The organism is Pseudomonas sp. 910_21, assembly GCF_052850735.1.
In genome coordinates this window covers 505074-528124 of sequence record NZ_VXCY01000002.1, presented here as the reverse complement: position 1 = coordinate 528124, position 23051 = coordinate 505074, and the positions used below count along the sequence as shown (strand labels likewise).

19 protein-coding genes and 1 tRNA gene are annotated in these 23051 nt (G+C 62.1%); 4 read left to right on the top strand and 16 right to left on the bottom strand.

Features of this window, described 5'->3' with window-relative positions; genetic code table 11:
- Positions 1-148 precede the first annotated feature (148 nt).
- The 4 genes from FW796_RS07495 to FW796_RS07480 all read left to right on the top strand — a co-directional run bounded on the left by FW796_RS07495 (position 149) and on the right by FW796_RS07480 (position 3880).
- Complete coding sequence (locus tag FW796_RS07495) at positions 149-1525, top strand: L-serine ammonia-lyase (RefSeq protein ID WP_446439200.1); 1377 nt, start codon at positions 149-151, stop codon at positions 1523-1525.
- A 40-nt stretch (positions 1526-1565) separates the two neighbouring features.
- The gene (gcvT, locus tag FW796_RS07490; RefSeq protein ID WP_446439199.1) at positions 1566-2690 is read left to right on the top strand and encodes a glycine cleavage system aminomethyltransferase GcvT; all 1125 of its coding nucleotides are present in this window, start codon (positions 1566-1568) and stop codon (positions 2688-2690) included.
- A 392-nt stretch (positions 2691-3082) separates the two neighbouring features.
- Positions 3083-3295 (top strand): cold-shock protein, encoded by a 213-nt coding sequence (locus FW796_RS07485; protein ID WP_007977299.1) that lies wholly within the window; start codon positions 3083-3085, stop codon positions 3293-3295.
- Between the two features lie 96 nt (positions 3296-3391).
- On the top strand, positions 3392-3880 hold the full coding sequence (locus tag FW796_RS07480) for an RDD family protein (protein ID WP_346632425.1): 489 nt from the start codon (positions 3392-3394) through the stop codon (positions 3878-3880).
- Positions 3881-3943: 63 nt separating this feature from the next.
- Here FW796_RS07480 and nadA read toward each other — a convergent pair whose 3' ends face one another.
- The 16 genes from nadA to tolB form a co-directional block, all read right to left on the bottom strand.
- Complete coding sequence (gene nadA, locus FW796_RS07475; RefSeq protein WP_346632426.1) at positions 3944-5002, bottom strand: quinolinate synthase NadA; 1059 nt, start codon at positions 5000-5002, stop codon at positions 3944-3946.
- A 331-nt stretch (positions 5003-5333) separates the two neighbouring features.
- Positions 5334-5975, bottom strand: a complete 642-nt coding sequence (locus FW796_RS07470; RefSeq protein ID WP_446439198.1) for a thioesterase domain-containing protein — start codon at positions 5973-5975, stop codon at positions 5334-5336.
- Positions 5972-9040 carry an AMP-binding protein gene (locus FW796_RS07465; protein WP_446439197.1) on the bottom strand — a complete coding sequence of 1023 codons (3069 nt, stop codon included), beginning with the start codon at positions 9038-9040 and terminating at the stop codon, positions 5972-5974. The genes FW796_RS07470 and FW796_RS07465 overlap by 4 nt, the downstream gene beginning before the upstream one ends.
- Before the next feature lie 4 nt (positions 9041-9044).
- Positions 9045-10055: a zinc-dependent alcohol dehydrogenase gene (locus tag FW796_RS07460; RefSeq protein WP_446439196.1), complete on the bottom strand. Its 1011-nt coding sequence runs from the start codon at positions 10053-10055 to the stop codon at positions 9045-9047.
- The gene (locus FW796_RS07455; protein WP_346632430.1) at positions 10055-11398 is read right to left on the bottom strand and encodes a 3-phosphoshikimate 1-carboxyvinyltransferase; all 1344 of its coding nucleotides are present in this window, start codon (positions 11396-11398) and stop codon (positions 10055-10057) included. Before FW796_RS07455 ends, FW796_RS07460 begins: the two co-directional genes overlap by 1 nt.
- Complete coding sequence (locus FW796_RS07450; protein ID WP_446439195.1) at positions 11395-12603, bottom strand: Coenzyme F420 hydrogenase/dehydrogenase, beta subunit C-terminal domain; 1209 nt, start codon at positions 12601-12603, stop codon at positions 11395-11397. Before FW796_RS07450 ends, FW796_RS07455 begins: the two co-directional genes overlap by 4 nt.
- A gap of 113 nt (positions 12604-12716) precedes the next feature.
- The gene (locus FW796_RS07445) at positions 12717-13184 is read right to left on the bottom strand and encodes a GNAT family N-acetyltransferase (protein WP_346632432.1); all 468 of its coding nucleotides are present in this window, start codon (positions 13182-13184) and stop codon (positions 12717-12719) included.
- Positions 13185-14120, bottom strand: a complete 936-nt coding sequence (locus tag FW796_RS07440) for a DMT family transporter (RefSeq protein WP_404937535.1) — start codon at positions 14118-14120, stop codon at positions 13185-13187.
- A gap of 10 nt (positions 14121-14130) precedes the next feature.
- Positions 14131-17007: an AMP-binding protein gene (locus FW796_RS07435; protein ID WP_446439194.1), complete on the bottom strand. Its 2877-nt coding sequence runs from the start codon at positions 17005-17007 to the stop codon at positions 14131-14133.
- A 21-nt stretch (positions 17008-17028) separates the two neighbouring features.
- Positions 17029-18267, bottom strand: coding sequence for an aspartate aminotransferase family protein (locus FW796_RS07430; protein ID WP_446439193.1), 1239 nt, complete (start codon positions 18265-18267; stop codon positions 17029-17031).
- A gap of 449 nt (positions 18268-18716) precedes the next feature.
- A tRNA-Lys gene (locus tag FW796_RS07425) sits at positions 18717-18792 on the bottom strand.
- Between the two features lie 63 nt (positions 18793-18855).
- Positions 18856-19530 (bottom strand): 7-cyano-7-deazaguanine synthase QueC, encoded by a 675-nt coding sequence (gene queC, locus FW796_RS07420; protein WP_162884155.1) that lies wholly within the window; start codon positions 19528-19530, stop codon positions 18856-18858.
- Positions 19531-19558: 28 nt separating this feature from the next.
- A complete protein-coding gene (gene queE, locus FW796_RS07415; protein ID WP_123726124.1) occupies positions 19559-20206 on the bottom strand; it encodes a 7-carboxy-7-deazaguanine synthase QueE in 648 nt (215 codons plus the stop codon).
- A 166-nt stretch (positions 20207-20372) separates the two neighbouring features.
- Positions 20373-21197, bottom strand: coding sequence for a tol-pal system protein YbgF (ybgF, locus tag FW796_RS07410; RefSeq protein ID WP_123726123.1), 825 nt, complete (start codon positions 21195-21197; stop codon positions 20373-20375).
- Positions 21198-21203: 6 nt separating this feature from the next.
- Positions 21204-21701, bottom strand: coding sequence for a peptidoglycan-associated lipoprotein Pal (gene pal, locus FW796_RS07405; protein WP_003227510.1), 498 nt, complete (start codon positions 21699-21701; stop codon positions 21204-21206).
- A gap of 53 nt (positions 21702-21754) precedes the next feature.
- Positions 21755-23035, bottom strand: a complete 1281-nt coding sequence (gene tolB / locus FW796_RS07400) for a Tol-Pal system beta propeller repeat protein TolB (protein ID WP_015636767.1) — start codon at positions 23033-23035, stop codon at positions 21755-21757.
- Positions 23036-23051 lie beyond the last annotated feature (16 nt).

Sequence of the window (23051 nt, the reverse complement as noted above, 5' to 3'; positions counted from 1 at the left end):
GCAGATACCGCGTATACCTGTAGGAGCCGGCTCGCCAGCGATGAGCAACGCATCAATCGGGTAGAACCGCGTCGCCTGGATCGCGGGCAAACACGCTCCTGCAAGTGCTTGCCTGCCGATCAATACAATAAGAAACCGGAGAACCAACATGTCCCTGAGCGTGTTCGACCTGTTCAAGATTGGCATCGGCCCCTCCAGCTCCCACACCGTCGGCCCGATGCGCGCCGCCGCGCGTTTTGTCGAAGGCCTGCGTCGCGATCAGCTGCTGACCAGCACCACCTGCGTCAAGGTCGAGCTGTACGGCTCGCTGGGCGCCACCGGTAAAGGCCACGGCAGCGACAAAGCGGTGCTGCTGGGCCTGGAAGGTGAACACCCGGACACCGTGAATACCGAAAACATCGCCGCACGCCTGCAGCAGATACGCGGCAGCGGACGTATCGATCTACTCGGCGAACACAGCATTGCGTTCAACGAGAAAGAACACCTGGCAATGATCCGCAAACCCCTGGCCTATCACCCTAACGGCATGATCTTTCGCGCCTTCGATAGCGCCGGCCTGCAGACCCGTAGCCGTGAGTACTACTCGGTCGGTGGCGGTTTCGTTGTCGACGAAGACGCCGCCGGTGCCGACCGCATCGTCGAAGACACCACCCGCTTGACCTTCCCCTTCAGGAACGCCAAGGAACTGCTGCAACACTGCAGCACCTACGGTTTGTCCATCAGCCAGGTGATGCTGACCAATGAAAGCGCGTGGCGCCCGGAAGCGGAAACCCGTGCCGGACTGCTGAAGATCTGGCAGGTGATGCAGGACTGCGTGGATGCTGGCTGTCGCAATGAAGGGATTCTGCCCGGCGGACTCAAGGTCAAGCGTCGTGCCGCGGCCCTGCACCGCCAGTTGTGCAAGCACCCGGAAGCAGCCTTGCGCGATGCCCTGTCGGTGCTGGACTGGGTCAACCTCTACGCCCTTGCGGTGAATGAAGAAAACGCCAACGGCGGGCGAGTGGTCACCGCCCCCACCAATGGTGCAGCCGGGATCATTCCCGCGGTGCTGCATTACTACATGCGCTTCATACCCGGCGCCAACGAAGACGGGGTGGTGCGCTTTCTCCTGACTGCGGCCGCCATCGGCATTCTGTACAAGGAAAACGCCTCGATCTCCGGTGCCGAAGTCGGCTGCCAGGGTGAAGTCGGCGTGGCCTGCTCGATGGCGGCCGGGGCCTTGTGCGAGGTGCTCGGGGGCAGCGTGCAGCAGGTGGAGAACGCGGCGGAAATCGGCATGGAACACAATCTGGGATTGACCTGCGACCCGATTGGCGGCCTGGTGCAGGTGCCCTGCATCGAGCGCAATGCCATGGGTTCGGTGAAAGCCATCAACGCGGTGCGCATGGCCCTGCGCGGAGACGGGCAGCATTTCGTCTCCCTGGACAAGGTCATTCGCACCATGCGCCAGACCGGCGCCGACATGAAAAGCAAATACAAGGAAACCGCCCGTGGCGGTCTGGCCGTGAACATTATCGAGTGCTGATGCTCAAGCGACGCATCCGCACATTTTTCAGGAGTTGCCCATGTCCACCGAAACACTGTTGAAAACCCCATTGCACAGCCTGCACCTGGAACTCGGCGCCCGCATGGTGCCTTTCGCCGGCTACGACATGCCGGTGCAGTACCCCCTTGGGGTGATGAAAGAGCATCAGCACACCCGTGAGCACGCCGGTCTGTTCGATGTGTCCCACATGGGGCAGATCCGCTTGAGCGGTGCCAATGCCGCCAAGGCTCTGGAAACCCTGGTGCCGGTAGACATCATCGACTTGCCGGTGGGCATGCAACGCTACGCCATGTTCACCAACGAACAGGGCGGCATCCTCGACGACCTGATGGTCGCCAACCTGGGCGACGAGCAACTGTTCCTGGTGGTCAACGCCGCTTGCAAGGAGCAGGACCTGGCCCATCTGCGCCAGCACATCGGCGATCAATGCGACATTCAACCCCTGTTCGAAGAGCGCGCCCTGCTGGCACTGCAAGGCCCGGCAGCGGTCACCGTGCTGGCACGCCTGGCACCGGAAGTGGCGACGATGACCTTCATGCAGTTCAAGCCGGTGCAGGTGCTGGGAGCCGACTGTTTTGTCAGCCGTTCGGGTTACACCGGGGAGGATGGCTTCGAAATCTCGGTGCCGGCTGATCAGGCGGAAAAACTCGCCCGGGCGCTGCTGGCCGAGCCGGAAGTGGCGGCCATTGGGCTGGGCGCCCGTGACTCCCTGCGCCTGGAAGCCGGTCTGTGCCTGTATGGCCACGATATGAACAGCGACACGACGCCGATCCAGGCCAGCCTGCTGTGGGCTATCTCCAAGGTCCGCCGCGCCGACGGCGCCCGCGCTGGCGGTTTCCCCGGGGCCCAGGCGATCTTTTCCCAACAACAGGAGGGGGTCAGTCGCAAACGCGTCGGCCTTCTGCCCCAGGAACGGACGCCGGTACGAGAAGGCGCGGAAATCGTCGACGCTGAAGGCAACATCATCGGCAGCGTCTGCAGCGGCGGCTTCGGCCCGACCTTGGGCGGTCCATTGGCCATGGGTTACCTCGACGTGAAGCACAGTGCACTTGATACGCCAGTTGCTGCGATAGTTCGTGGGAAAAAGGTGCCAATGCTTGTAAGCAAAATGCCATTCGTGCCACAACGCTACTACCGTGGCTAAAGGACTGTTTCTATAAGTAACGCGGTTGCGTTAAAAGTGCACTAATCTGTAACGCAACCGCCATAAAACAGTGCATATTTTCGATACTGAACTCTACTTATAACGCCCGAAAACAATTGAACAACTCTATCGAATAAGCCCTGCACGCTAGTTCCGCCAAACCTCGGTAAGCTGAGTAAAACCGGGGCTTCGCGGGGCTTGTTTTTTCTCCCATAGTTGGCGTAGAGTTTCCCCACTGTGTTTGCATGGGTCGCTTGGAATCGTGACCTGGGCAGTAGCTAACAAGTTTGCTACAACCCGTTCGACGTCTCTTACTTTCCTGCAACCCAGCCCAGTACTCTTTCATGAGAAAGAGACTGTCATTAATTTTTTAGCGTCAAAGGAAATAAGAAATGTCCCAACGTCAGAGCGGTACCGTCAAGTGGTTTAACGACGAGAAAGGTTTTGGTTTTATCACTCCAGAAAGCGGTCCGGATCTGTTCGTACACTTCCGCGCCATTCAGGGCAACGGCTTCAAGAGCCTGAAAGAAGGCCAAAAAGTGACCTTCATCGCTGTGCAAGGCCAGAAAGGCATGCAGGCTGACGAAGTACAAGCAGAAGCTTAATCGTCTGTAACGAAAAAGCCCCTGATGCTGACATCAGGGGCTTTTTTGTGCGCGCAATTCCGTAAAATGGCTTCTTTTTTCAGTCGAGAGCCTGTCATGTCGAAACATCTGCTAAGCCCCCAAGGCGAATTCCCCGCCGCCGGTCTGGGTCGTCGCCTGGCAGCGATGTTCTATGATTTTCTACTCTGCGTCGCCCTGCTGATTGTCACGGGCGGCATCTACAAGCTGATCCAGATGCAAATCATCGGCGAAGCGCGGATGCGTGCCCTGACCGAATCTGGAGCCCTGGACGGCGACCCACTGTACTCCACCGTGCTGCTGTTCGTGCTGTTCGGCTTCTTCGCCAAGTTCTGGACCCATTCCGGACAGACCTTGGGCATGCAGGTCTGGGGCATTCGGGTGCAGAACGCCGATGGCAGCCGCATCAGTCTGTGGCAGGCCCTGTTGCGCTTCATGGTGTCCATCGCGTCCTGGCTGTGCGCCGGCCTGGGCTTCTTCTGGGTACTGGTGGACAAGCAGAAACGCAGTTGGCACGACATCTATTCCAATACCCAGCTGGTGCGCATCCCCAAGAAAAAGAAATAACCCGCCACTCACAAAAACGCCCCGACAGATCGGGGCGTTTTCATGACCACGGGAGAAAACCGATCAGGCGTTACCCGCCAGTTTCATCCGCGCCGCCTGGGTAAAGTCCAGCATGCGCTTGAGCGGCCGAACGGCATTGGGGACCAGCGCCGGGTCCACATGGATCTCGTTGCTGCCCTGCTGCAGGCACTGCAAGGTACGCTCAAGGGTATTCATGGCCATCCACGGGCAATGGGCGCAACTGCGGCACGCCGCACCGTTACCGGCAGTAGGCGCCTCGATGAACACCTTGTCCGGGCACAGCTGCTGCATCTTATAGAAGATGCCGCGGTCGGTAGCGACGATGAATGTCTTGTTCGGCAGACGCTGCGCGGCAGCGATCAACTGACTGGTGGAGCCAACGGCGTCAGCCAGATCGATCACCGAGCTGGGGGACTCCGGGTGCACCAGGATAGCCGCCTCTGGGTACAGCGCCTTCATGTCTTCCAGTTGCTTGGACTTGAACTCTTCATGAACGATGCATGCACCGTCCCAGAGCAGCATGTCGGCACCGGTCTGGCGCTGGATATAAGTGCCCAGGTGCTTGTCCGGGCCCCAGATGATCTTCTCGCCGTTATCCATCAGGCTTTCGACGATCTCCAGGGCGCAACTGGAGGTGACCACCCAATCGGCGCGGGCTTTGACCGCTGCCGAGGTGTTGGCATACACCACCACGGTACGCTCAGGGTGCTGATCGCAAAAAGCCGAGAACTCATCCACCGGGCAACCCAGATCGAGAGAGCAAGTGGCTTCCAGCGTCGGCATCAGCACGCGTTTTTCAGGATTGAGAATCTTCGCCGTCTCGCCCATGAAGCGGACACCGGCAACCACTACGGTCTTGGCCGGGTGGGCATTGCCGAAGCGCGCCATTTCCAGGGAGTCGGAAACACAGCCACCGGTTTCTTCGGCCAGGGCCTGAATCACCGGATCACAATAGAAATGTGCAACCAGCACCGCATCCTGAGCCTTGAGCTCGGCAGCGATGGCGGTGCGCAGATGGGCCTCTTGCTCAGCGCTCAAGGGTTTGGGCTGCTTGGCGTCGAGGTGGGCTTGAACCAGAAGGCGTTCAGAAATTTGCGTCATGTTCGCAAGACCTGCAGGCGCTTGGGCGCGAAAGTCGAGTATACCACCGGCTCCGGACCGCTTAGGGCCCCGCCGGGAGAGTGAGTTCATCAGGTACGGACAGCATTGGAGCCGCGCAAGGCTACAGAATATCCAGGGTATTCAAAAGCCTATTCTGCCCAACAGCCATGCCCTGCCCCGCCGGCTCCGTATCTGCCCGCACGCCCCCAAGCTACGCCCTGGCCCGCTGGTCGGACAGGGCACTACCCAGCCCCGGTCCGGCGTGCACCACCAGGAAGTACGAGGAACGACCCGACAGGAACTTCACGCCCCCCGAACAGCCCACAACCGCTCACCAAGCGATTCGCGGCACGGCAGCGCGATCCAGAAGCCAGGTCGCCACGTCGGTGCTGTTGATCACCGAACCATGGTGACTCTGCTCATCCCGCCAATAGCGATTGTCCTGGGCCGGATCGAGGCCCAAGCCCTGGGCCAGCGCCTCGGCGCTGCGACCGGCGGACAGCAGCACATCCACCGCGACTCCCGTCAGCGGCACGGCCTGCCACTCTGAGAGCAACAGGATATTGCCGTGGACGCAGTCGCGGCTGACCAACTGCGCATCCACCAGGTCGTCGATGTAGGCGTACTGCGGGTCGGCTTCCAGGCGTTGGGCAATGGCGGCCGGGGCCAGTCCTCGTAGCTCGGACAGCCGTGGCGGGTCCACCAGCAATACGGGCTGCGGCGCACTCGCCGGGCTCCGCTGTGCCACGCAACAAGCGGCCACATAGGCGCCGAAGGAATAACCAAGTACCGCGTCCACTGTACTCAGGTCGTGCTCCTGGGCAATGTTTCGGGCCAGGGCGTCGACACTGGAATAGGGCCAGTAGTCGCTGTAGTTGACCTGCACCAGCGACACCCGCCCCTTGAGCGCCCGCCCCAGGGCGGAAAAACAGATCGGATGGCCGACGAAGTCGGGAAAGCAGATCAGCTTCATCCCCGCTCCCCCGCCGCAACAAAACACTCAAGGAAGGCCCGGGCCTGCGGCTCTGGCAAATAGCTGTTGAGCAGCACCTCGCAGTCCTGGGCCGACTTGACCAGCGTCAGATCGAGCAGGGTCTTGGGCCACTCCGTGACCGGGTTGGCGATCCGGGTTTGCAGCCACTGTGCATCACTGGCCGGCAACTCGACGAAGTTGCACAGAAACGCCGGGGCAAAGCCGTACAAGCCCAGCGCAGCAAGTATCTCCTCATAGCCGAGCGCCGCGCGGGCCAGCTTGGCATTCAGGTAATCCTGGGTGGCCTGCGGCTCGCAACCCTCGGCAAATCGCTGCGGTGTCAGTGGCACCGGCACGGTGTAAGTGGAGAAACCGCTGATCACCGCACGCTCGGCCCAGGCGAACAGCAGATTGACGATAGGCGCTTCGATCCCCAGTCCCCCGGCACAGCCCTGGCGAAATGCCTGCAACAGGTGGAACAGGCGTTGTGGCGAGGCCAGCTTCAGCGGGTCCATGGCCAACCGCGTCCGCATCTGTACGGCCTGGGCGGTGGTCACCGGCGCCGCGGCATCGGCCAGCGGCGCATACTCGTCGGCCTCCTGCTCCCAGGCCTCGGTGCCGGCATCTGCCAGGCGCTCATAGTCCTCGGCCTGCATCAGGTTGTTACCGATAAAAGAGAAATCCGCCCCCTCCGATATCAACTGCGGGTCCTGCGCCAACTGCTCAACACTGCGCAGCAGGCTCAGTTGTCCGACGTGATTGCCGAGAATGTGATGCAGCCACAGCCCCAGGTGCAGGACGCCGTCAACGCGCACCTTGAACAGGCTGCACAGGTCCTGCTCGAACAACGACAGCGGCCGCTGGAGGAAGTGTTCCACGCAGGCCTCCTGGCTGGGGAACTCCGCCACGGCGTCCTGCCACAGGCGCGCAGGCGGCTCGGGAGCCAGGTCAAAACAGTACTCGCCCTCGACCCGTGCCACTCGACAGGCCGTTAGCGGATAGCGCTGCTTCAGCCCCTGGGCCAGCGTCGCCAGGTCCACCCCGGCGGCCGGCAACTGCTCGGGCCGGAACAGATAGAGCACGTTGTTGGCCCGCAGGTCCTTGTGCAACAGCTCGGCATAGACCATCGACAGCTGACTCTTGTTCAGGCCGATCCAGCGACTGTCGCCAGCCGCCTGCAACGGCTCGGGAACGCTGTGCAGCGCCTCCCGGGCCTGGCTGGCGGAGGTGGCGCGGACCACGGCAAAACGCCCCAGGTGGGTGCTGATCGAAAACCCTGCATGGGCTTCGGACAGGGACTCCTGCTGCAGTGGCGTGACGTAGTACTGCTCGGTACCCCTTTCCAGCAACGACGCCAAAGCAGGCTGCGCCTGCAGCCAGTCCAGCAACTGCTGCAGGCTGCTCATGCGGTAGAACTGCTCCAGACCCAGGCCCTCCCGGCCCAGGTGCCGGTTCACCGTGTCCACCAGCTTGATCGCCCCCAGAGAGTTGCCTCCGTTGTCGAAGAAACTGCGCTGGCGGTCATGGGCCAACACGCCAAAGCACGCGAGAAACCGCCCCGCCACCGACGCGTCCGCTTCACCGGTCGGATGTTCACAGCACAGACGCTGCTTCAGTTCAGCGATATCCAGCTTGCCGGACGCCCGCAGGGGAAAACGTTCAAGCCCGACAAAGCGCTGCGGCACCATGAACGGTGGCAGGCGTTGCCGACCATACTCGGCCAGCGCCCCGGGCTCGACCCCTGGGGCTTCCAGGTACACCAGCAGCAACTGGGCCTCGCTCCGCAGATCATCCAGCAGCACCGCACAGTCGAGCATTCCCGGGTAACGCTTGAAGGCCGCAGCCACTTCAGTCAGCGACAGGCGCTGGCCACGCAACTTGATCTGGTCATCGCTGCGGCCGTGAAAGTGATAAAGGCCCTGGCCATCGCGGGACACCAGATCGCCGCTGCGGTAGCAACGCAGCGTCTGGCCCTGCCACGGCAGTTCGATGAAGCGCTCCCGGGTCAGCGCGACGTCCCCAAGATAACCGGGGGACAGCCCGCCCCCGGCAATCAGCAATTCGCCGGGCTCATCCACGTCGCATTCCTGCCCGTCGGCACGCACCAGCAACAGCACAGCATCGTCCACGCCATGGCCAATGGGGATCTCCCGGGTACTGTCAACGTCCCGGGGAATGGCATAGACACAGGTGCCCATGGTGTTTTCCGTGGGGCCATAACCGTTGTACAGCGTCAGCCCGTCGGCGGCGGCATAGGCCTGCTGGATATGCCCCGCGGACAGTACCTCGCCGCCGACCATCAGCCGCTGGACGCCCCGCAGCCAGTCGCGATCGATGTCGATGAAGGTATTGAACAGGGTCGAGGTCAGCCACAGGCTGTCGACCCCAGCGTCATGGATGTAACGCCGCAGGTGCCCAAGGGTCAGCGGACCAGGGACATGGATATGCAGCTCGCCGCCATTGAGCAGCGCGGTCCAGATCTCGAACTGCGAGGCATCAAAAGTCAGGTTCGAGGCATAGAGCATGCGAAAGCCCGGCTGCAGCGGAAAGTGTCGCGGGCGGTCGCAAAAGCCCAACACCCCACGATGGGTGCAGGGAATGATCTTTGGTGCGCCGGTAGTGCCGCTGGAAAAGTTCACGTACACCGGCTCGGCACCGGTTAGCTGCGGCCAGCACGGTGCCTCGTCCGTCGGCGCCAGCAATGACTCCAGTGCCAGGTACCCTGGGCCACCGGCCACATCCTGGGTGATGCGCCAATGCACGCCGCTGCGCTCACAGACCGACTGATTCCACTGGGGCGGATTGCTGCGGTCCAGATAGCAGTACGACAGGCCTGCCCGGACCATGCCCACCAACAGCACCAGTTGTTCGATCGAACGCTCCACTTCCAGGCCCAGGGTGCTGCCCGGTGACAGGCCGAGGCCCAGCAGCCGCGCCGCCACCCGAGCCGAGCGCTGCTCCAGCTCCCGGTAGCTGAGTCGTGCGCCGTTGCAGCTCAGCGCGGTGTCCGTGGCGTGGTGGGCGAAGACTTCATTCAGGCGCGAAGCAATAGATAGGTGGCCCATGCCGTTACCCTTCCCTGTGCTTGATCAGGTTGATTCCAGGGGCGAAGAACGCCGCGCTGTTGTAGATCTGCAATGCCTGCTCCAGGTCCATCTCGACTCGCTGCAAGTGCTCCAGCCAGGCCTTGCCGGCCACCAGGTAGTCAAGGCAGCGCGCGATATTGCGCTCCACACTGGCTTCCCCCACCGGGCACTGCACGTCCTTGAGGCCATGATGGTAAGCGTCGTCGCGATAACCGTTGCCGCAGCGGGAAACGTTGACGATGTCGATGTTGCCCATTTGCGGCGAGAGCTCCAGGGTCAGGCTGACTCGCCCGACATTCACCAGCCGCGAACGGGTTTGCCCGTTGCCCTCCGGGGCGAGCAGGGCCAGCAAGCGCGCAAACAAGGCGCTGATATCGCCATCGATGCACAGGAAGATCCGGGTGAAGCGCCCGGCCATCGCCCCAGGCTCGGCCAGCAGGTCGAGCACCTGCACCGGCAGGCCCGGATCGATGGCGGCCGGGTTCAGGTCGGCAACCCAGATCTGCGCGCCATGACAGGCCGCCACCAGGCCCAGCATCTTGCCCACCAGGCCCATGCCCACCACCAGAATCTGTTCCCCCGCCAGCAATTGCGCACGGTCCACCGCGTGCACGGCCGTGGCGCCCAGGGTGGCGAGAATCGCCTGGTCCTGAGTCAGTGACGGCGGCACCTTGCACACCAGACGCTGCGGCACCTGAATCCAGTTGGAATGGGTGGCGATCTTCCAGCCCATGGCCACCACCCGGTCCCCCGGCTGCAAGCCTGCAACCTGGGCCCCGACCGCACGAACCACCCCGACCGCGCAGTAGCCCAGCGGCAACTGCTCGCCCGTCTCGCGGACCTGCTGCAGGTAGTGGCGCTCGGTCCCCGGGCTGACCATGGAGTAGTCCACTGCCACCCGCACTTCGGTAGCCGCCAGTTCGGCGAGCGGCGCCTCAACGGCGATCACGCCATTGGTGCCACAGGCTGTGAGTGTGTAGCGATCGGCGCGCATCAGGCCTCCCGTCCGGTCAGGCGATCCAGGCATTGGGCAAACCCTGGAAAGGAAGTCTGGTAGCAATGCCCTTCGAGGATGGTGGCCTTGAGCCCGTGGGCCAGCAGTAGCACATGGGCGGTCATCGACAGGCGATGGTCGCCGAAGGTCGGGATCGCCCCCTGCACTCGCGGTGTCTGCCCACCCGAGACGTGCACGTCGTAGCCCTCGACCCGATAGTCCAGGTCCAGGGCATTGAGCATGCTGCGGGTGGCGGCGATCCGGTCCGACTCCTTGAAGGTCAGTTCGTAAAGGTCACTGAAGGTCGCACTTCCCGGCAGCACGCAGCTGATGGCCAGGGCCAGCGGCACCTCGTCGATCATCGCGTGGAACTGGTGCTTGTCGCGCAAGTCATGGGCCCTGGGCCGGCCACCGCCGCGCAGTAGCAGACGCCCCACCGGCTCGCCATGGCGAATGCTGTCCACTTCCAGGGTCAGGTTGAAACCGCAGGCCAGCAGCCAGTTGAAGAAGCCCAGGCGCGTCGGATTCAGGCATACGTTGTCGAAGCTCAGGCACTGCTGCTCCTGGTAGCGGTTGCACAGCAGGAACAGCGCGGCAGGATAGGCAATGGCCGACGGGTCGCGGGGAACGCTTATCTCGGCGGGAATCGCACAGTCGCGGGGCTGATAGTGGATCTGCAATTGCTCGTCCTGCAGCCAGTCGCCAAAACTGTTGATGATGCGCTGGGTGTGATCCCGGGCCACCACCGGGTAACGGATCGACATTGGCTTGCGTGCCGCGACCCCGGCGAACAGCAAGGTACTGATGGCCTGGGCACTGCCAATCCGGATCTGCGCCGCACCGCCCTGGAACGATGCCGGGTGGATGCGGATCGGCAGTGCTCCCGGCCGGCCCAGGTACTCCAGGTGGGCGCCCATCTGGTTCAAGGGTTCGACGATCCAGTCAAAGGGGCGATTGCGCAGGGTCTCGTCGCCGTCGACGATGCACGGCACATTGAGCCCCACCAGCATCCCGATCAACAGCCGCGCCGCAGCGCTGGAGGGCCCCAGGTCGACCCGCCGATCATGGGTTGCCTGGGCGAACTCACCGCTGATCTCCAGGGTCTGTGGCGCTTGCCCCGGCGTGACCTCAAGGCCCAGTTGCTGCAGGGCATCGAGCAGCAGGGTCACCGCCTTGCCCCGGTTCAAATCCCGCAGGCGCACCGGGTGCCGAGCCAGCGCAGCGAACAGGATCATCCGGTGGCTGATGGACTTGTCCGACGGCAGGTAGCCGTCGATGTTGACCCAGACCTGCTGTTCACGGTCCAGGGTGAAATCGATGGGCCGGTCCGGATAATCGATCATTGGGTACTCCTGTACTTGGCGGGGTTGATCAGTTCGGCGTCGTCCACCAGCGCTTCGCCCTCGAAGTGGTCGCCGACGCCGGGGCCGGCGGGCAGCACCAGCGGCTGGGTTTCGTAGAAGCGCCGGCGGTTCTTCTTGCGCTCAAGGCCGAGGTTGAAGCCACTCAGGTCGACGCCCCAGCTTTCCAGCCGGCCGTGGGCGATGGCACTGTCCACCAGGGCCTGGCCCGTGTCGGTACGGATCAGCGCACGGCCGTGTTTCTGCTCCTCGGAACCGTTGAGGCTGGCTTCAAAGATGTTCGGGTCGCCGTCACAGACGCTGACGTCGGCCAGCCCGCTCATCCAGTCACCGCAACTGAGGCAGCGAAAGGTCTTGTTGTCCTTGAGCTTGCCGAGGATTTCCCAGAAATCGATGCCGAAGGTCTGGCTGTCCAGCAGGGTGACTTGCAGGCGCCCGGGGTAATCGCCTTCGCGGTACTTGATGTCGCTGACCTGTTGCGGGTCCTGGCCCAGCACTTCGCTGATGATGCTGCGGGTGCCGGCCGGCAAGGTGTTGGAGGAACAGGCGGTTTCGATCACGCAGACGATCTGGCTGCGGGCCCAATGGCCGATGGCCGTGTCCCGGCGCTGCAACTTGCGGATCGCCTGCACGTGGCAGGCCAGCCCCACCAGGGCGATGCGGGCCTCTGGCTGCTGTTCGTAAACTTCACGCAGGGCATTGAGGTAGGGCGCCAGTTGGTAGGTGGACTGGGCATTGTTGATGATCGCCTGCGCCGCGCTGCCCAGCTGCGGGGCGCTGCGCCAGCCCTGCTCGGGGTGACGGCCCATGGTCAGGGTCAGGTCCACGGCGAAGTGTTCCCGAGCGGTCAGCAACAAGGTGGTGGCGGTACCGCCACTGGCGGAGCGCCGGACAATCTGCGGATCGGTGGAGCGCGCGCCGATGGCCTGGCGACTGATTCCCAGCCAGCGCTCATCGGTGCGGCGGGTACGACCGAACAGCTCCAGCTCGGCGCGATCGGTATCCGGCTGCAAGCCCGGACAGACCGCCAGGCACTCGGTGCAACTTCCACAACTGTCGCCGATGCCCTCCAGCAAAGGCACCACCCGGTCCGGGTCGAAGCTGATCACTTGCTCTGGACACACCAGGGCACAGGCGCCGCAACCGGCACACAGATTCTGATCGAGCACCGTTAGTTTCAATAACATCCCTGTCATCTTGGATAAGCCTCGTGTGCCGTTTTCCGGGTGCAGCCGGCCGCGCCCCCGTGAATCGGGTGCGGGCAGAACCTGCAGTACTGAAGTGGCCGCTGACGGTCAGCTCAAAGCGGGCGTTCCATCTTGATGATTTCGATGGACACCGGGCTGTTGCCACGGCTGAAAGTGCCTTCGCCGATCTTCTGGAAGCCGTGGTAGGCATAGAAGCCTTCGGCCGTCAGGGTCGCCTCCAGGTAGGCGGAGCTGGCACCACTGGCCCGCAGCCGGGCGAGCGCCACCTCCAGCAAGCGGCTGCCGATACCGCGCCTGGCACCGTCGCCACGAATGAACAGCTTGCTGACCTCGTTGCCGTCAAGCTCGACGAAACCTTCGATCTGCTCGCCCTCGGCCAGCCACAACGAGCCCTTTTCCACGGCTTCGCGGTAGGTTTCCGGGGAGCGCCCATCAAGCCACATGCGGATCTGCTGATCGCTGTATTCAGAGGTGCACAGGCGCTCTACCGAGTTGCGGTGGGCCTCGAAAATGCCGATCAGATCGTCCGTGGTTGCCTGGCGTATCCGTACGTTGCTCATTCAGCTGAACTCCACTTTCTTGGGGGCGGGGTGGTAGCGAAACTTGAAGTTGATCAGGCTGCCCAGCATCACCAGGGCACTGCCGAGCATCAGGTGCAGGCTCAGGGGCGTCTCCCCCAGCCATGCCGACAGGTAACTCGCTCCGATCGGGTACAACACGCCGACGTAGCCGGCGTTCTCGGCGCCCATGCGCTTGATCAGGTCGATGAACAGCACGAACACCAGCGCCGAACACACCACCCCCAGGTACAGCAGGATGCCGAGGTCGGCCAGGGTTCCGGGAAGCTGCAGCCCATGGCCGCTGAGCAGCAGGCTGATGGCGTACAGAGCGCAGGCCCAGCCGGACGCCACCTTGTTGATGTGCAGGGTGCCGAGCTGGAAGGTCTTCTGGATATGTTCGGAAAGCACCGAGGCGATGGCCACTGCCAGAAAGGACGTCAGCCCCAGCGCCACCCCGGCCAGCGACAGCGGCCGCCCCGGATCGCCAAGCATGAACAGCCCCAGTCCGGCGATGCTCACCACTGCGCCGAGCAGGTTGTGCAAGGCAACCGGCACCTGCAGGAACACACGCTTGAGACCGATGATGAAGAAAATCACGAAGGCGCTGAGGCAGGCCATCTGCGCGGCGCCCAGATAGGCAGTGGCCAGGTAGGCCAGGCCAATGCCGGCATAGAAGTACACCGCCCCCACCGTGGCCATCAGCAGGTAGGCCTTGCGTGTCACTGGCTGCCGGGGACCGGCGAACAGCCGTTGCCACAACCACAGCACCCCATAGGCGATCAGGAAGCGCAGCATCAGCGAAGAGCCGACGTCGCTGCGCTCCACCTGCAGGGAGATGGCGATCCAGTTGGTGGACCAGATCAGCAGGCAACCGAGAAACATCAGCACGGCAACCAGTGAACGAGGTTTCTTGTTGTTATCGGGCATGGCGTTCATGGAGGTTTCTCTAGTTCAAGGCCGTGGCGATCCCGCTCAGCAGCGACTCCAGGCGCTCGGCGCCGAAGACCTGCGGGTCGTAATCGATTTTCAGCAACAGCTCGCCCGCGGCCAGGTAGCCGGTGAACTCCAGGTGATGGCTGGGGCTGCCTTGCATCAACTGCAGGCTCAATGGATGCACGCCGACCCGGGCCCCGGGTTGGTTCTCCACGGCGCCGAGGAAGTTGTAGCTGTAGCCACAATCGAACAGGCCCTTGAGCCGCTCGGCCTCGGGCGTGGCGAAGTAGCGGTTGCCGAAACTGTGGGCGATCCCCTGGCTGGCCTGTTGGCTGGCCTTGATTGTGCCGGCGATCTCCTGCAGGTCCAGGCTGGCGACCTGCAACACCAGGGGATAGATCACCGTCAGCCAGCCGAACACGCTGTTGAGCTCGGCGCCGCTCTTGTCCAGGGCCCGGCCGTGATCCAGCAAATGGACTTTCTGGAACGGATTGTCGTCGCCCTGGCTCATGGCGCGAAGGATCGCCGCCAGCAACAGCTGGCTGGTCTCGGCCACGCCCTGGGCCCACTGCGCAAGGTCGCCGACCGGCCCCAGCGACAGCTCGGCACGCCGAAACGCCTCGCGCCGGGGAAACTCGGGCGGCTGCGCCGTCAACTGTGTGCAGCGGCTCCAGGGCAGCGCCTCCCAGAACGCCTCATGGGTAGCAGCGGCATGCTCACGCTGGTAGGTCTGCTGCCACTCCTCGAAAGCCGTGGGTCGGGCCCAGCGCTGCATGCACTCCAGGCCCTGCCCCAGGCATTCGTCCAGCTCGGAAACCAGTAGCATCCAGGAGTACCGATCGACCTGGAACTGATGCCCGGCAATGATCAGGTGGTGGCCATCGGCATCCTGTTGCTGACTGAAACACAAGCGTTGCCCCTGACTCAGGGAGATGGTCGCGCAGGTCTGGGCCACGGCTTGCTGCAGGTCTGTCGTGGCGGGCAGTAACCCGAGGTCCTGTACACCTTGCTCGATGAAGTGATGGCTGAATATCGCCCGCAACGCCTGACTGACCCGCCCAGGCTCCTCGCCCGCGGCGATATCCAGCACCAGGGCCTGGTTCCAGTGGTCCAGGTCGCTGATCCCGCGGCTGAGTAGAAAACGCCGATTGGGCAAGCCAATGGCCTGTGCTAGGGAAACCCCGGGACGGGCCTTGGCCTTCACCGGTTGCAGCTGCAACTGCCCCAGTGCCTGATCCGACAGCAGCTCCTCCAGGTCCAGCACCAGGCCTTTTCTCTTCAGCGTGGCGACCACCTGCAAGGCCCGCAGCGAATCACCGCCATTGTCGATAAAACTCCTGGCCGGATCCGCACTCTGCCCGCCGAGCACCTGGCCGATGGCTTGCCACAAAGGCTCCGATGCGGCCTGCACTGACACTGATGCCATGGCACTGGCCGCCAATTGCGCGAGCGCCTGCCGGTCGATCTTGTTGTTGCGGTTCAGGGCGAAACGCTCTACCAGCATGAACCGCGCCGGCACCCTGTGCGCCGGTAGCGCGGCCCTGGCGGCCTGACGCAGCAGGTCTTCGCCGAGGCTGGCATCGCGGGCAATGACAAAGGCCACCAGGGCCACGTTGTCCCCCACCTGATGGGCGATCACGCAGGCTTCCTGCACCTGGGCCAGGGCCTTGAGCTCCGACTCCACCTGAACCAGGCTGACCTTCTGCCCGTTGACCTTGACGATGGAATCCTTGCGCCCCAGCAAGCGGATGGCGCCATTGGGCAGGCGGCACGCCAGATCGCCAGTGGCGTAGCACGGGCGCTGCGGGTCCGTAGGGCTGGGCTGGGTCAGCTCGACGATCAGCCCGCTGGCCGGGTCCAGGCGCCGGGCAACCAGGGAGGAATAGAGCAGCAGTTCACCCACACCCTCGCCATAGGGCTGCTCCGGCTCTTGGGCAATGTCCAGGGTTACGCCCTCCACCGGCCGATCCAGGGCCCAGGTCGGCTCCTGCAGGGTCTGCCCCTGGTCGATCCTGGCGTAGAGCGCGGTGGTGCATTCGGTCGGCCCGTAGGCGTTGAACAATTGCGAACCTGGCGCAAAGGCATGGTTGAAACGCTGGATGTCCGAGGGGTGGATGATCTCGCCGCCGATCACCAGCCGCTTGGGCCGAGTGTAAGTGGCGCTGGCGTCGCTATAGAAGGCTCGCAGGTAGGGCACGGTCATGTGCAGCACGTCGATGTCATGCTCAGCGATCATTGCCTCGACGGCGGCGAAGTCATGTTCCCGGGGATTGAGGCTGCACAGGGTGGCGCCGGTCTTCAGGCTGGCGAAGATGTCCATCAGGCCGGCGTCCCAGCCAGCGGAAGCCAGTTGCAGGACACGCTGCCCGGAGCCGATACCGACATAGCCGATGTAGTTGTCGATGTGCCGATCCAAGGCCTCGATGCGCTGCACTATGGCCTTGGGCTCGCCAGTGGAGCCGCTGGTGAAGATCACGTATTCCTGGCAGCGCAGCGGGTATTCACGGCCAGAGGCTACGGGCCGGGGCTGCAAGTGCAGCAGGTCGAGCACCGGCAAGGAGGCGCTCAGCTGCGGGCCGGGCCGGGTTGTGCCATTGAGGATCAGATTCACGCCCAGGCGCTCAAGCACCGGCGCCAGCTCGTCCAGGTTGCTCGCCGGGTCAATGAACACCACTCGCCGGGCAGCGGACAAAGCCGCGATCAGCGCCGCATACAGGGCCCGGCCATGGCTGGCATACAGCGCCACCACCGGCTGCGACAGCCCTTGCAGCTCGGCACTGAAGGCCTCGCGCAGCTGGTCGAGCTCGGCAAAACCAAGGCTGCCCTGGACATCAATGATTCCTGCATCTGCAACATCGGTACCCGCCATGCGGGCAAAAGCCTGCAACATGATATCCCTGCCTTGTTGTTTTTAGAGGGAGCGGCAAACGCCCTGCAGCGTCTGCATGAATGCCTGGATTTCCTGTCGGGAGATGCTCAGTGGTGGGGTCAGCTTGACCGTCGCCGGGTTGCGTCCGCCGGTGCGCACGATCACGCCGTGCTCCAGCAGGCGGTTACGCACCGCCAGTACATCGCCGGTGCTGCCGGTCCCCTCGAAGTCAAAGGCGAGCATCATGCCGCGACCGCGCACATTGGCCACCCGCGAATCCTGCGTCCCCAGTTCCTCGAGGGCCTGGCGCAGATAGGCACCGTTGCTCGCCGCCCACTCCCAGGGTTGTTCCTGGTGATAGATGTCCAGCACCTTGGAGGCCATGGCGCAGGCCAGGGGCATCAGGGTGAAGGTAGAGGAATGCTCGGCATACCCCAGGCAGTCCACCAGCTCCGGGCGGCCCACCACTGCAGAAATCGGCAAGCCATTGCCCAGGGCCTTACCCAGGACCAGCAAGTCCGGCAGTAACTGCGGGGTGCTGAAAAACGGTGTTCCAGTGCGACCGAAACCGGTGTAGATCTCATCGAAGATGGTGATCACGCCGAAGGTCTTGCCCAGTTCGACAATCGCTTCGAGCAACGCCAAGGGCACCGGGTACATGCCTTCCGCCGCCTGGATCGGCTCGATGATCAGCGCCGCCGGCAAGCGATTGGCCTGCTGCGCCTGGCGCAGATCCTCGGCCAGTTGCTCGCGCCACAGGGCGGCTCGGGCCGGGTCCTGGTCGGCGTCATAATCCAGGGTCATAGCGGTCAGTTGCAGGCTGTCGCCACCGGCCAGGTGCTTGCGAAAACTGCGGTTGGAGGTCACCGACAAGGCGCCCTGGGTCTTGCCATGGAAGGCATTGTGGAAATACACCACGCCCTGGCGTCCAGTAGCGGCGCGGGCGATTTTCAGCGCCACCTCGATCGCCTCGGCACCGGTGACCGCGGCAAACACCGAAGCTTGCGCGTAGGGCACCAGGCCCGCCAGCTTGGCCACCACTTCATGGCGCTGTGGATTGTCGATGTTCCAGCCGGTATGAATCAGCAGTTCGGATTGACGCTTGAGGACCTCGACCAAGTCATCGCGCTGATAACCCAGGTTGGCGGCACCGCTGCCACCGGACATGTCGAAAAAGGATTGGCCCTGCTCATCGTAAAGAAAACATCCCTTGCCACGAACAACGGAAGGGCTGGAGGGGGCGCTGCGCTTAACGGATATTGCAACCGCTTCTGTGAACATCCTGTCACCTTGAGTAAGCCGGGCTTGTGACTCACGCACATACTCAGGGACAGATTCGTGCAGGCAGGGCAAAGCCCTGCTGACTGCGAAGTTACCGACCCTGGTACGTGTTCTCCTTGCCAGGGACGCAACCCCTGTCGGCAATGGCGGCAAGATTTACGCGGGAGGCATTTGCACTGTCAACGAGACCCGCACTTATTTCGAATTTAAAGCGATAACCACTGAAAAAAAGGGGGAATTCAGATAAAGCCCCTGAATTTATCAAGGTTTTTAGAGAGGAGTCCGGCTACCAGCAAAAGGCCAGCCTCTGCAGAAGAGTCGATATTTGAGCGATGGGAGGACGGCAAGCTGAGCAGCTGAGGGGCGGGATCACGGTTTTTTGCAAAGCAAAAAAAAACCCGGAAATCCTCACTTTCGTGGGCCTTCCGGATTTTCTAAACCGCCAAATATGGTGGGTCGTGTGGGATTCGAACCTACGACCAATTGGTTAAAAGCCAACTGCTCTACCAACTGAGCTAACGACCCGCTGTGTGGTGGCGCGTATAATACTGATTTCTAACGGGAATTCAACACCCTATGTGAAAAAAATCAAAAATAAGGTGTTGGATCGCTGATTCCGGCCGCATTGAAGCCCTCCGCACGCAGACGGCAGCTGTCACATTTGCCGCACGCGTGCCCCCTGTCGTCCGCCTGATAGCAGGAAACCGTCAGCCCGTAATCCACTCCCAGGCGTACCCCAGCCTTGATGATCTCGGCCTTGCTGAGGTTCTGCAGAGGCGCCTGGATACGGAAGCCCTGCCCTTCGACACCGGCCTTGGTCGCCAGGTTGGCCATGCGCTCGAAAGCTTCGACGAACTCGGGACGGCAATCCGGGTAGCCGGAGTAATCCACGGCGTTGACGCCAATGAAGATATCCCGCGCCTCCAGAACTTCCGCCCAGCCCAGGGCCAGGGACAGGAACACGGTGTTGCGTGCCGGCACATAAGTAACCGGAATACCTTCACCGGGCGTTTCCGGCACATCAATGGAACTGTCGGTCAGCGCCGAACCGCCAATGCCGTTGAGGTTCAGGCCAATCACCTTGTGCTCCACCACGCCCAGGTCGCGAGCCACGCGCTCGGCAGCGTGCAACTCGGCACGATGGCGCTGGCCATAATCGAAACTCATGGTGTAGCAGCGGTAGCCTTCGGCCCGGGCCATGGCCACCACGGTGGCCGAGTCCAGGCCGCCGGAGAGCAGGATCACTGCACGTTTTTCGGTCAATGCTTGGTTCTGTGCTTGCTCAGTCATATCAGCGCCCCGGCTCATCATTCCAAAGGTATTTGTGCAGTTGCAGTTGCAGGCGCACCGGCAGGTTGTCAGCGACGATCCAGTCCGCCAGGTCCCGTGCATTCAGGTCATGGTGGCTGGGCGAGAACAGCACTTCACCGGCACGTCGCTCCAGGCCGTACTGGATCAGCTTGGACACGGCCCAGTCATAGTCCTCGCGGGAACAGATGACAAACTTGACCTGATCGTTGGCCGTCAACAGCTCGATGTTCTCGTAGCGATTGCGGTGGGACTCCTCGGACCCGGGAGTCTTCAGGTCGAGAATCCGGCTGACTCGCGGGTCCACCGCGGAGATATCCAGAGCACCACTGGTTTCCAGCGACACTTCATAACCGGCATCGCACAGCTGCTTGAGCAAGGGAATGGCATTGGGCTGGGCCAGCGGCTCACCGCCGGTGACACAGACATAACGCGGACGAAAACCGGCAACCTGCTCCAGCAGGCTGTCGAGGGTACGTTGGGTGCCACCGCTGAAGGCGTAGGCACTGTCGCAGTATTGGCAACGCAGCGGACATCCGGTCAGGCGCACAAAAACCGTGGGCAGCCCGGCAGTCCGAGTCTCCCCCTGCAACGAGTAGAAAACTTCGGTGATTCTCAATGTGTCTTGCATAGTCGCCACGGGCGTAACAGCTAAACAGGCTGTCCGCCTCCGTCAGGCACTTCAAGGAACCCCGCCATCGCGCAAATCCCAGGAAGCGTGTTTCAGAAAAAGGGCATGGATTCTAACGAAAAAACCCGCGACAAGCGCGGGTTTCTTGTAACGGCTACCAACGCATTTACATGCGTTGCAGATCCCGTTGTGCCAACTGAGCGGCGGAAGTGCCTGGGTACTGGGCTACCACCTGCTGCAGAATGCCTTTGACCCGGTCGGTATGACCCAGACGGCGCTCTACATCAGCCAGCTTGTACAGCGAGTCCGGCACCTTGGCGTGCTTCGGATACAGCTGGGAAACCTTGGCGAACGCCTGACCCGCACCTTGCAGATCACCCTTGGCCAGGTTCACTTCACCCAGCCAATACTGGGCATTGCCGGCGTACTGACTGTTGGGGTACTTGCGCAGGAATGCCGAGAAAGCCTGGCTGGCCTTGTCGAAATCCTTGGCTTTGATCAGGTCGAAGGCAGCATCGTAATAGAGCTTTTCCTTGGCCGGATCACCGGGTTCGCTGCTGGCGGCTGGTGCCTGGGCAGCAGCGCCGGCTGCGGCACCGGCGGCATTGGTATCGCCACCGGCAGAAGAATTCTCAGGAGTTGCGGCAGGTGCAACACCGCTTCCTATGCGCCGATCAAGATCCTGGTATCGCTCCAGGCTTTCTTGCTTCATGCGCGCTACATCATTTTGCAGAACTTCGATCACACCCTGTTGGCGTGCAATCTGTTCCTGCATTTGCTGCAGTTGCTGGAACAGCTCGCCCTGTGCCGAGACAGGGGTCGAAACCCCTCCCCCGGCATAGGCGCCGTTCGTGCCATAACCCGCTGGCGGATAACTGCTCCCGCTATTGTTATAGCCGGAGTTGTTATCGACCACAGGAACCGCAGACCACGCCGCAAGCGGCGTGAGACTGAGAGCCAAAATAGTTACAGCACGACGGCACGTTCGCATGACGAATTACTTACGCAGTTCGACGCGACGGTTTTGAGCCCAGGACTGCTCGTCGTGGCCAGTAGCAACTGGACGCTCTTTACCGTAGGAAACCAGCTCCAGCTGAGCTGGGGAAACGCCTTGCAGAACCAGGTAGCGTTGAACGGCTTTCGCACGACGCTCGCCCAGTGCCATGTTGTACTCACGAGTACCACGTTCGTCGGTGTTGCCTTCCAGAACAACGCGAGCGCCGTTTGCTTTCAGGTCTTTGGCGTGAACGTCCAGAGCGCGCATGGCTTCTGGCTTCAGGTCCGAGCTGTCGTATTCGAAGTAGAAGGTGGTGATTGCGCGCAGAGCAGCTTCTTCGCTCAGGGAGCCATCAACAGCACCAGTGTTAGCGCCGTAACCAGCGTTTGGATCAACAGCGCCTTCGCCGGCGTTGTCGCCACCTTTGGAGGAGCAACCTACAGCCACAGCCATGGCCAGAGCCAGCGCAGCAAACTTACCAAACTTCAACATTTCCATCGTGAAACTCCTAATGAACCCCAGTGTGTTAAGTGAAACATTGTAGCGCCGCGTCAGTTCAGGTAAGGGGACCAGGACGGTTCTCTGACTTCGCCTTGAGCGGTAGGAAGCGGGAGCCTCACACGTCCATTAATGGACACGAGCATCAAGACTCCCCGGCCCTGCTGGCGGGTGGCGTAGATTACCATGGTGCCGTTGGGCGCAACAGTAGCTGACTCATCAAGGTTGGTGTCTGTAAGGATTTTTACGCTACCGCGCTGCAAATCCTGAGCCGCCACCCGGAAGTTGGTGAAACCGTCCTGGCGGTGAATCATTACCAGGGTCTTTTCGTCAGCAGAAAGTTTCGGGTTGGCGTTGTAGTTACCAATAAAGGTCACACGCTCGGCGCCACCGCCATTGATGTTGCTTTTATAGACCTGCGGCTTGCCGCCACGGTCGGAAGTGAAATAGATGGTGGAACCATCCTTGCCCCAGAACGGCTCGGTATTGATGCCCGGACCACTGGTGACACGGCTGATTTGCCGGGATGCCATGTTCATCACATAGATATCCGGGTTGCCATCCTTGGACAGAACGAATGCCAGGCGAGTGCCATCAGGCGACCAGGCAGGCGCACCGTTCAAGCCTTCGAAGTTGGTGATCTGCTCACGACGCCCAGTGTCGATGTGCTGGACGAAGATCCGCGGACGCTTCTGCTCGAACGACACATACGCAATGCGCTTGCCATCAGGAGCGAAACGCGGCGACAGGATCGGCTCGCGGGACTGCAACAGAGTCACCGCCCGTGCGCCGTCGTAGTCCGAACGCTGCAGGGTGTAACGGGTGTTGTTCACCGAGAAGCGCTCAGCCGTCACATACAACAGGCGCGTCGAGAACGCTCCCTTGATGCCGGTGAGTTTTTCAAAGGACTGGTCGGAGATGTAGTGCGACATGTCCCGCAGTTGGTCGACGCTGCCCGACACGCTGCCGGTCAGCACTTGCTGCTCGGTGGCGACGTTGAACAACGCGTATTGCACCTGCAGGCGACCGCCCGCCGGAACAATGCTGCCGACCATTACGTACTGGGCGCCCAGTGCTTTCCAGTCACGGAAAATGACTTCGCTGGCCTGGGTCGGCAAGCTGATCATGTTCTGCTTTGGAATCGGTGCGTAGTAACCCGAGTTGCGCAGGTCGTCACCGATGATCTGCGCCATGTCGTCCGGCAGCACGCTGCCGCCCTGCCAGCCGAATGGCACTACCGCGATAGGCGTTGCCCGGTCGCTGCCACTGGTGACCAGAATATTTTTTTCATCCGCTGCCGCTATCCCTGCCATACAGCAAATAACGACAAGCATTCCTCGAAGAAGGTTT

Bases quoted from the DNA above. Each gene is read 5' to 3' on its own strand.
- FW796_RS07495 (WP_446439200.1), top strand. From the start codon at position 149: ATGTCCCTGAGCGTGTTCGACCTGTTCAAGATTGGCATCGGCCCCTCC.
- gcvT (WP_446439199.1), top strand. From the start codon at position 1,566: ATGTCCACCGAAACACTGTTGAAAACCCCATTGCACAGCCTGCACCTG.
- FW796_RS07485 (WP_007977299.1), top strand. From the start codon at position 3,083: ATGTCCCAACGTCAGAGCGGTACCGTCAAGTGGTTTAACGACGAGAAA.
- FW796_RS07480 (WP_346632425.1), top strand. From the start codon at position 3,392: ATGTCGAAACATCTGCTAAGCCCCCAAGGCGAATTCCCCGCCGCCGGT.
- nadA (WP_346632426.1), bottom strand. From the start codon at position 5,002: ATGACGCAAATTTCTGAACGCCTTCTGGTTCAAGCCCACCTCGACGCC.
- FW796_RS07470 (WP_446439198.1), bottom strand. From the start codon at position 5,975: ATGAAGCTGATCTGCTTTCCCGACTTCGTCGGCCATCCGATCTGTTTT.
- FW796_RS07465 (WP_446439197.1), bottom strand. From the start codon at position 9,040: ATGGGCCACCTATCTATTGCTTCGCGCCTGAATGAAGTCTTCGCCCAC.
- FW796_RS07460 (WP_446439196.1), bottom strand. From the start codon at position 10,055: ATGCGCGCCGATCGCTACACACTCACAGCCTGTGGCACCAATGGCGTG.
- FW796_RS07455 (WP_346632430.1), bottom strand. From the start codon at position 11,398: ATGATCGATTATCCGGACCGGCCCATCGATTTCACCCTGGACCGTGAA.
- FW796_RS07450 (WP_446439195.1), bottom strand. From the start codon at position 12,603: ATGTTATTGAAACTAACGGTGCTCGATCAGAATCTGTGTGCCGGTTGC.
- FW796_RS07445 (WP_346632432.1), bottom strand. From the start codon at position 13,184: ATGAGCAACGTACGGATACGCCAGGCAACCACGGACGATCTGATCGGC.
- FW796_RS07440 (WP_404937535.1), bottom strand. From the start codon at position 14,120: ATGAACGCCATGCCCGATAACAACAAGAAACCTCGTTCACTGGTTGCC.
- FW796_RS07435 (WP_446439194.1), bottom strand. From the start codon at position 17,007: ATGTTGCAGGCTTTTGCCCGCATGGCGGGTACCGATGTTGCAGATGCA.
- FW796_RS07430 (WP_446439193.1), bottom strand. From the start codon at position 18,267: ATGTTCACAGAAGCGGTTGCAATATCCGTTAAGCGCAGCGCCCCCTCC.
- queE (WP_123726124.1), bottom strand. From the start codon at position 20,206: ATGCAAGACACATTGAGAATCACCGAAGTTTTCTACTCGTTGCAGGGG.
- ybgF (WP_123726123.1), bottom strand. From the start codon at position 21,197: ATGCGAACGTGCCGTCGTGCTGTAACTATTTTGGCTCTCAGTCTCACG.
- pal (WP_003227510.1), bottom strand. From the start codon at position 21,701: ATGGAAATGTTGAAGTTTGGTAAGTTTGCTGCGCTGGCTCTGGCCATG.
- tolB (WP_015636767.1), bottom strand. From the start codon at position 23,035: ATGCTTGTCGTTATTTGCTGTATGGCAGGGATAGCGGCAGCGGATGAA.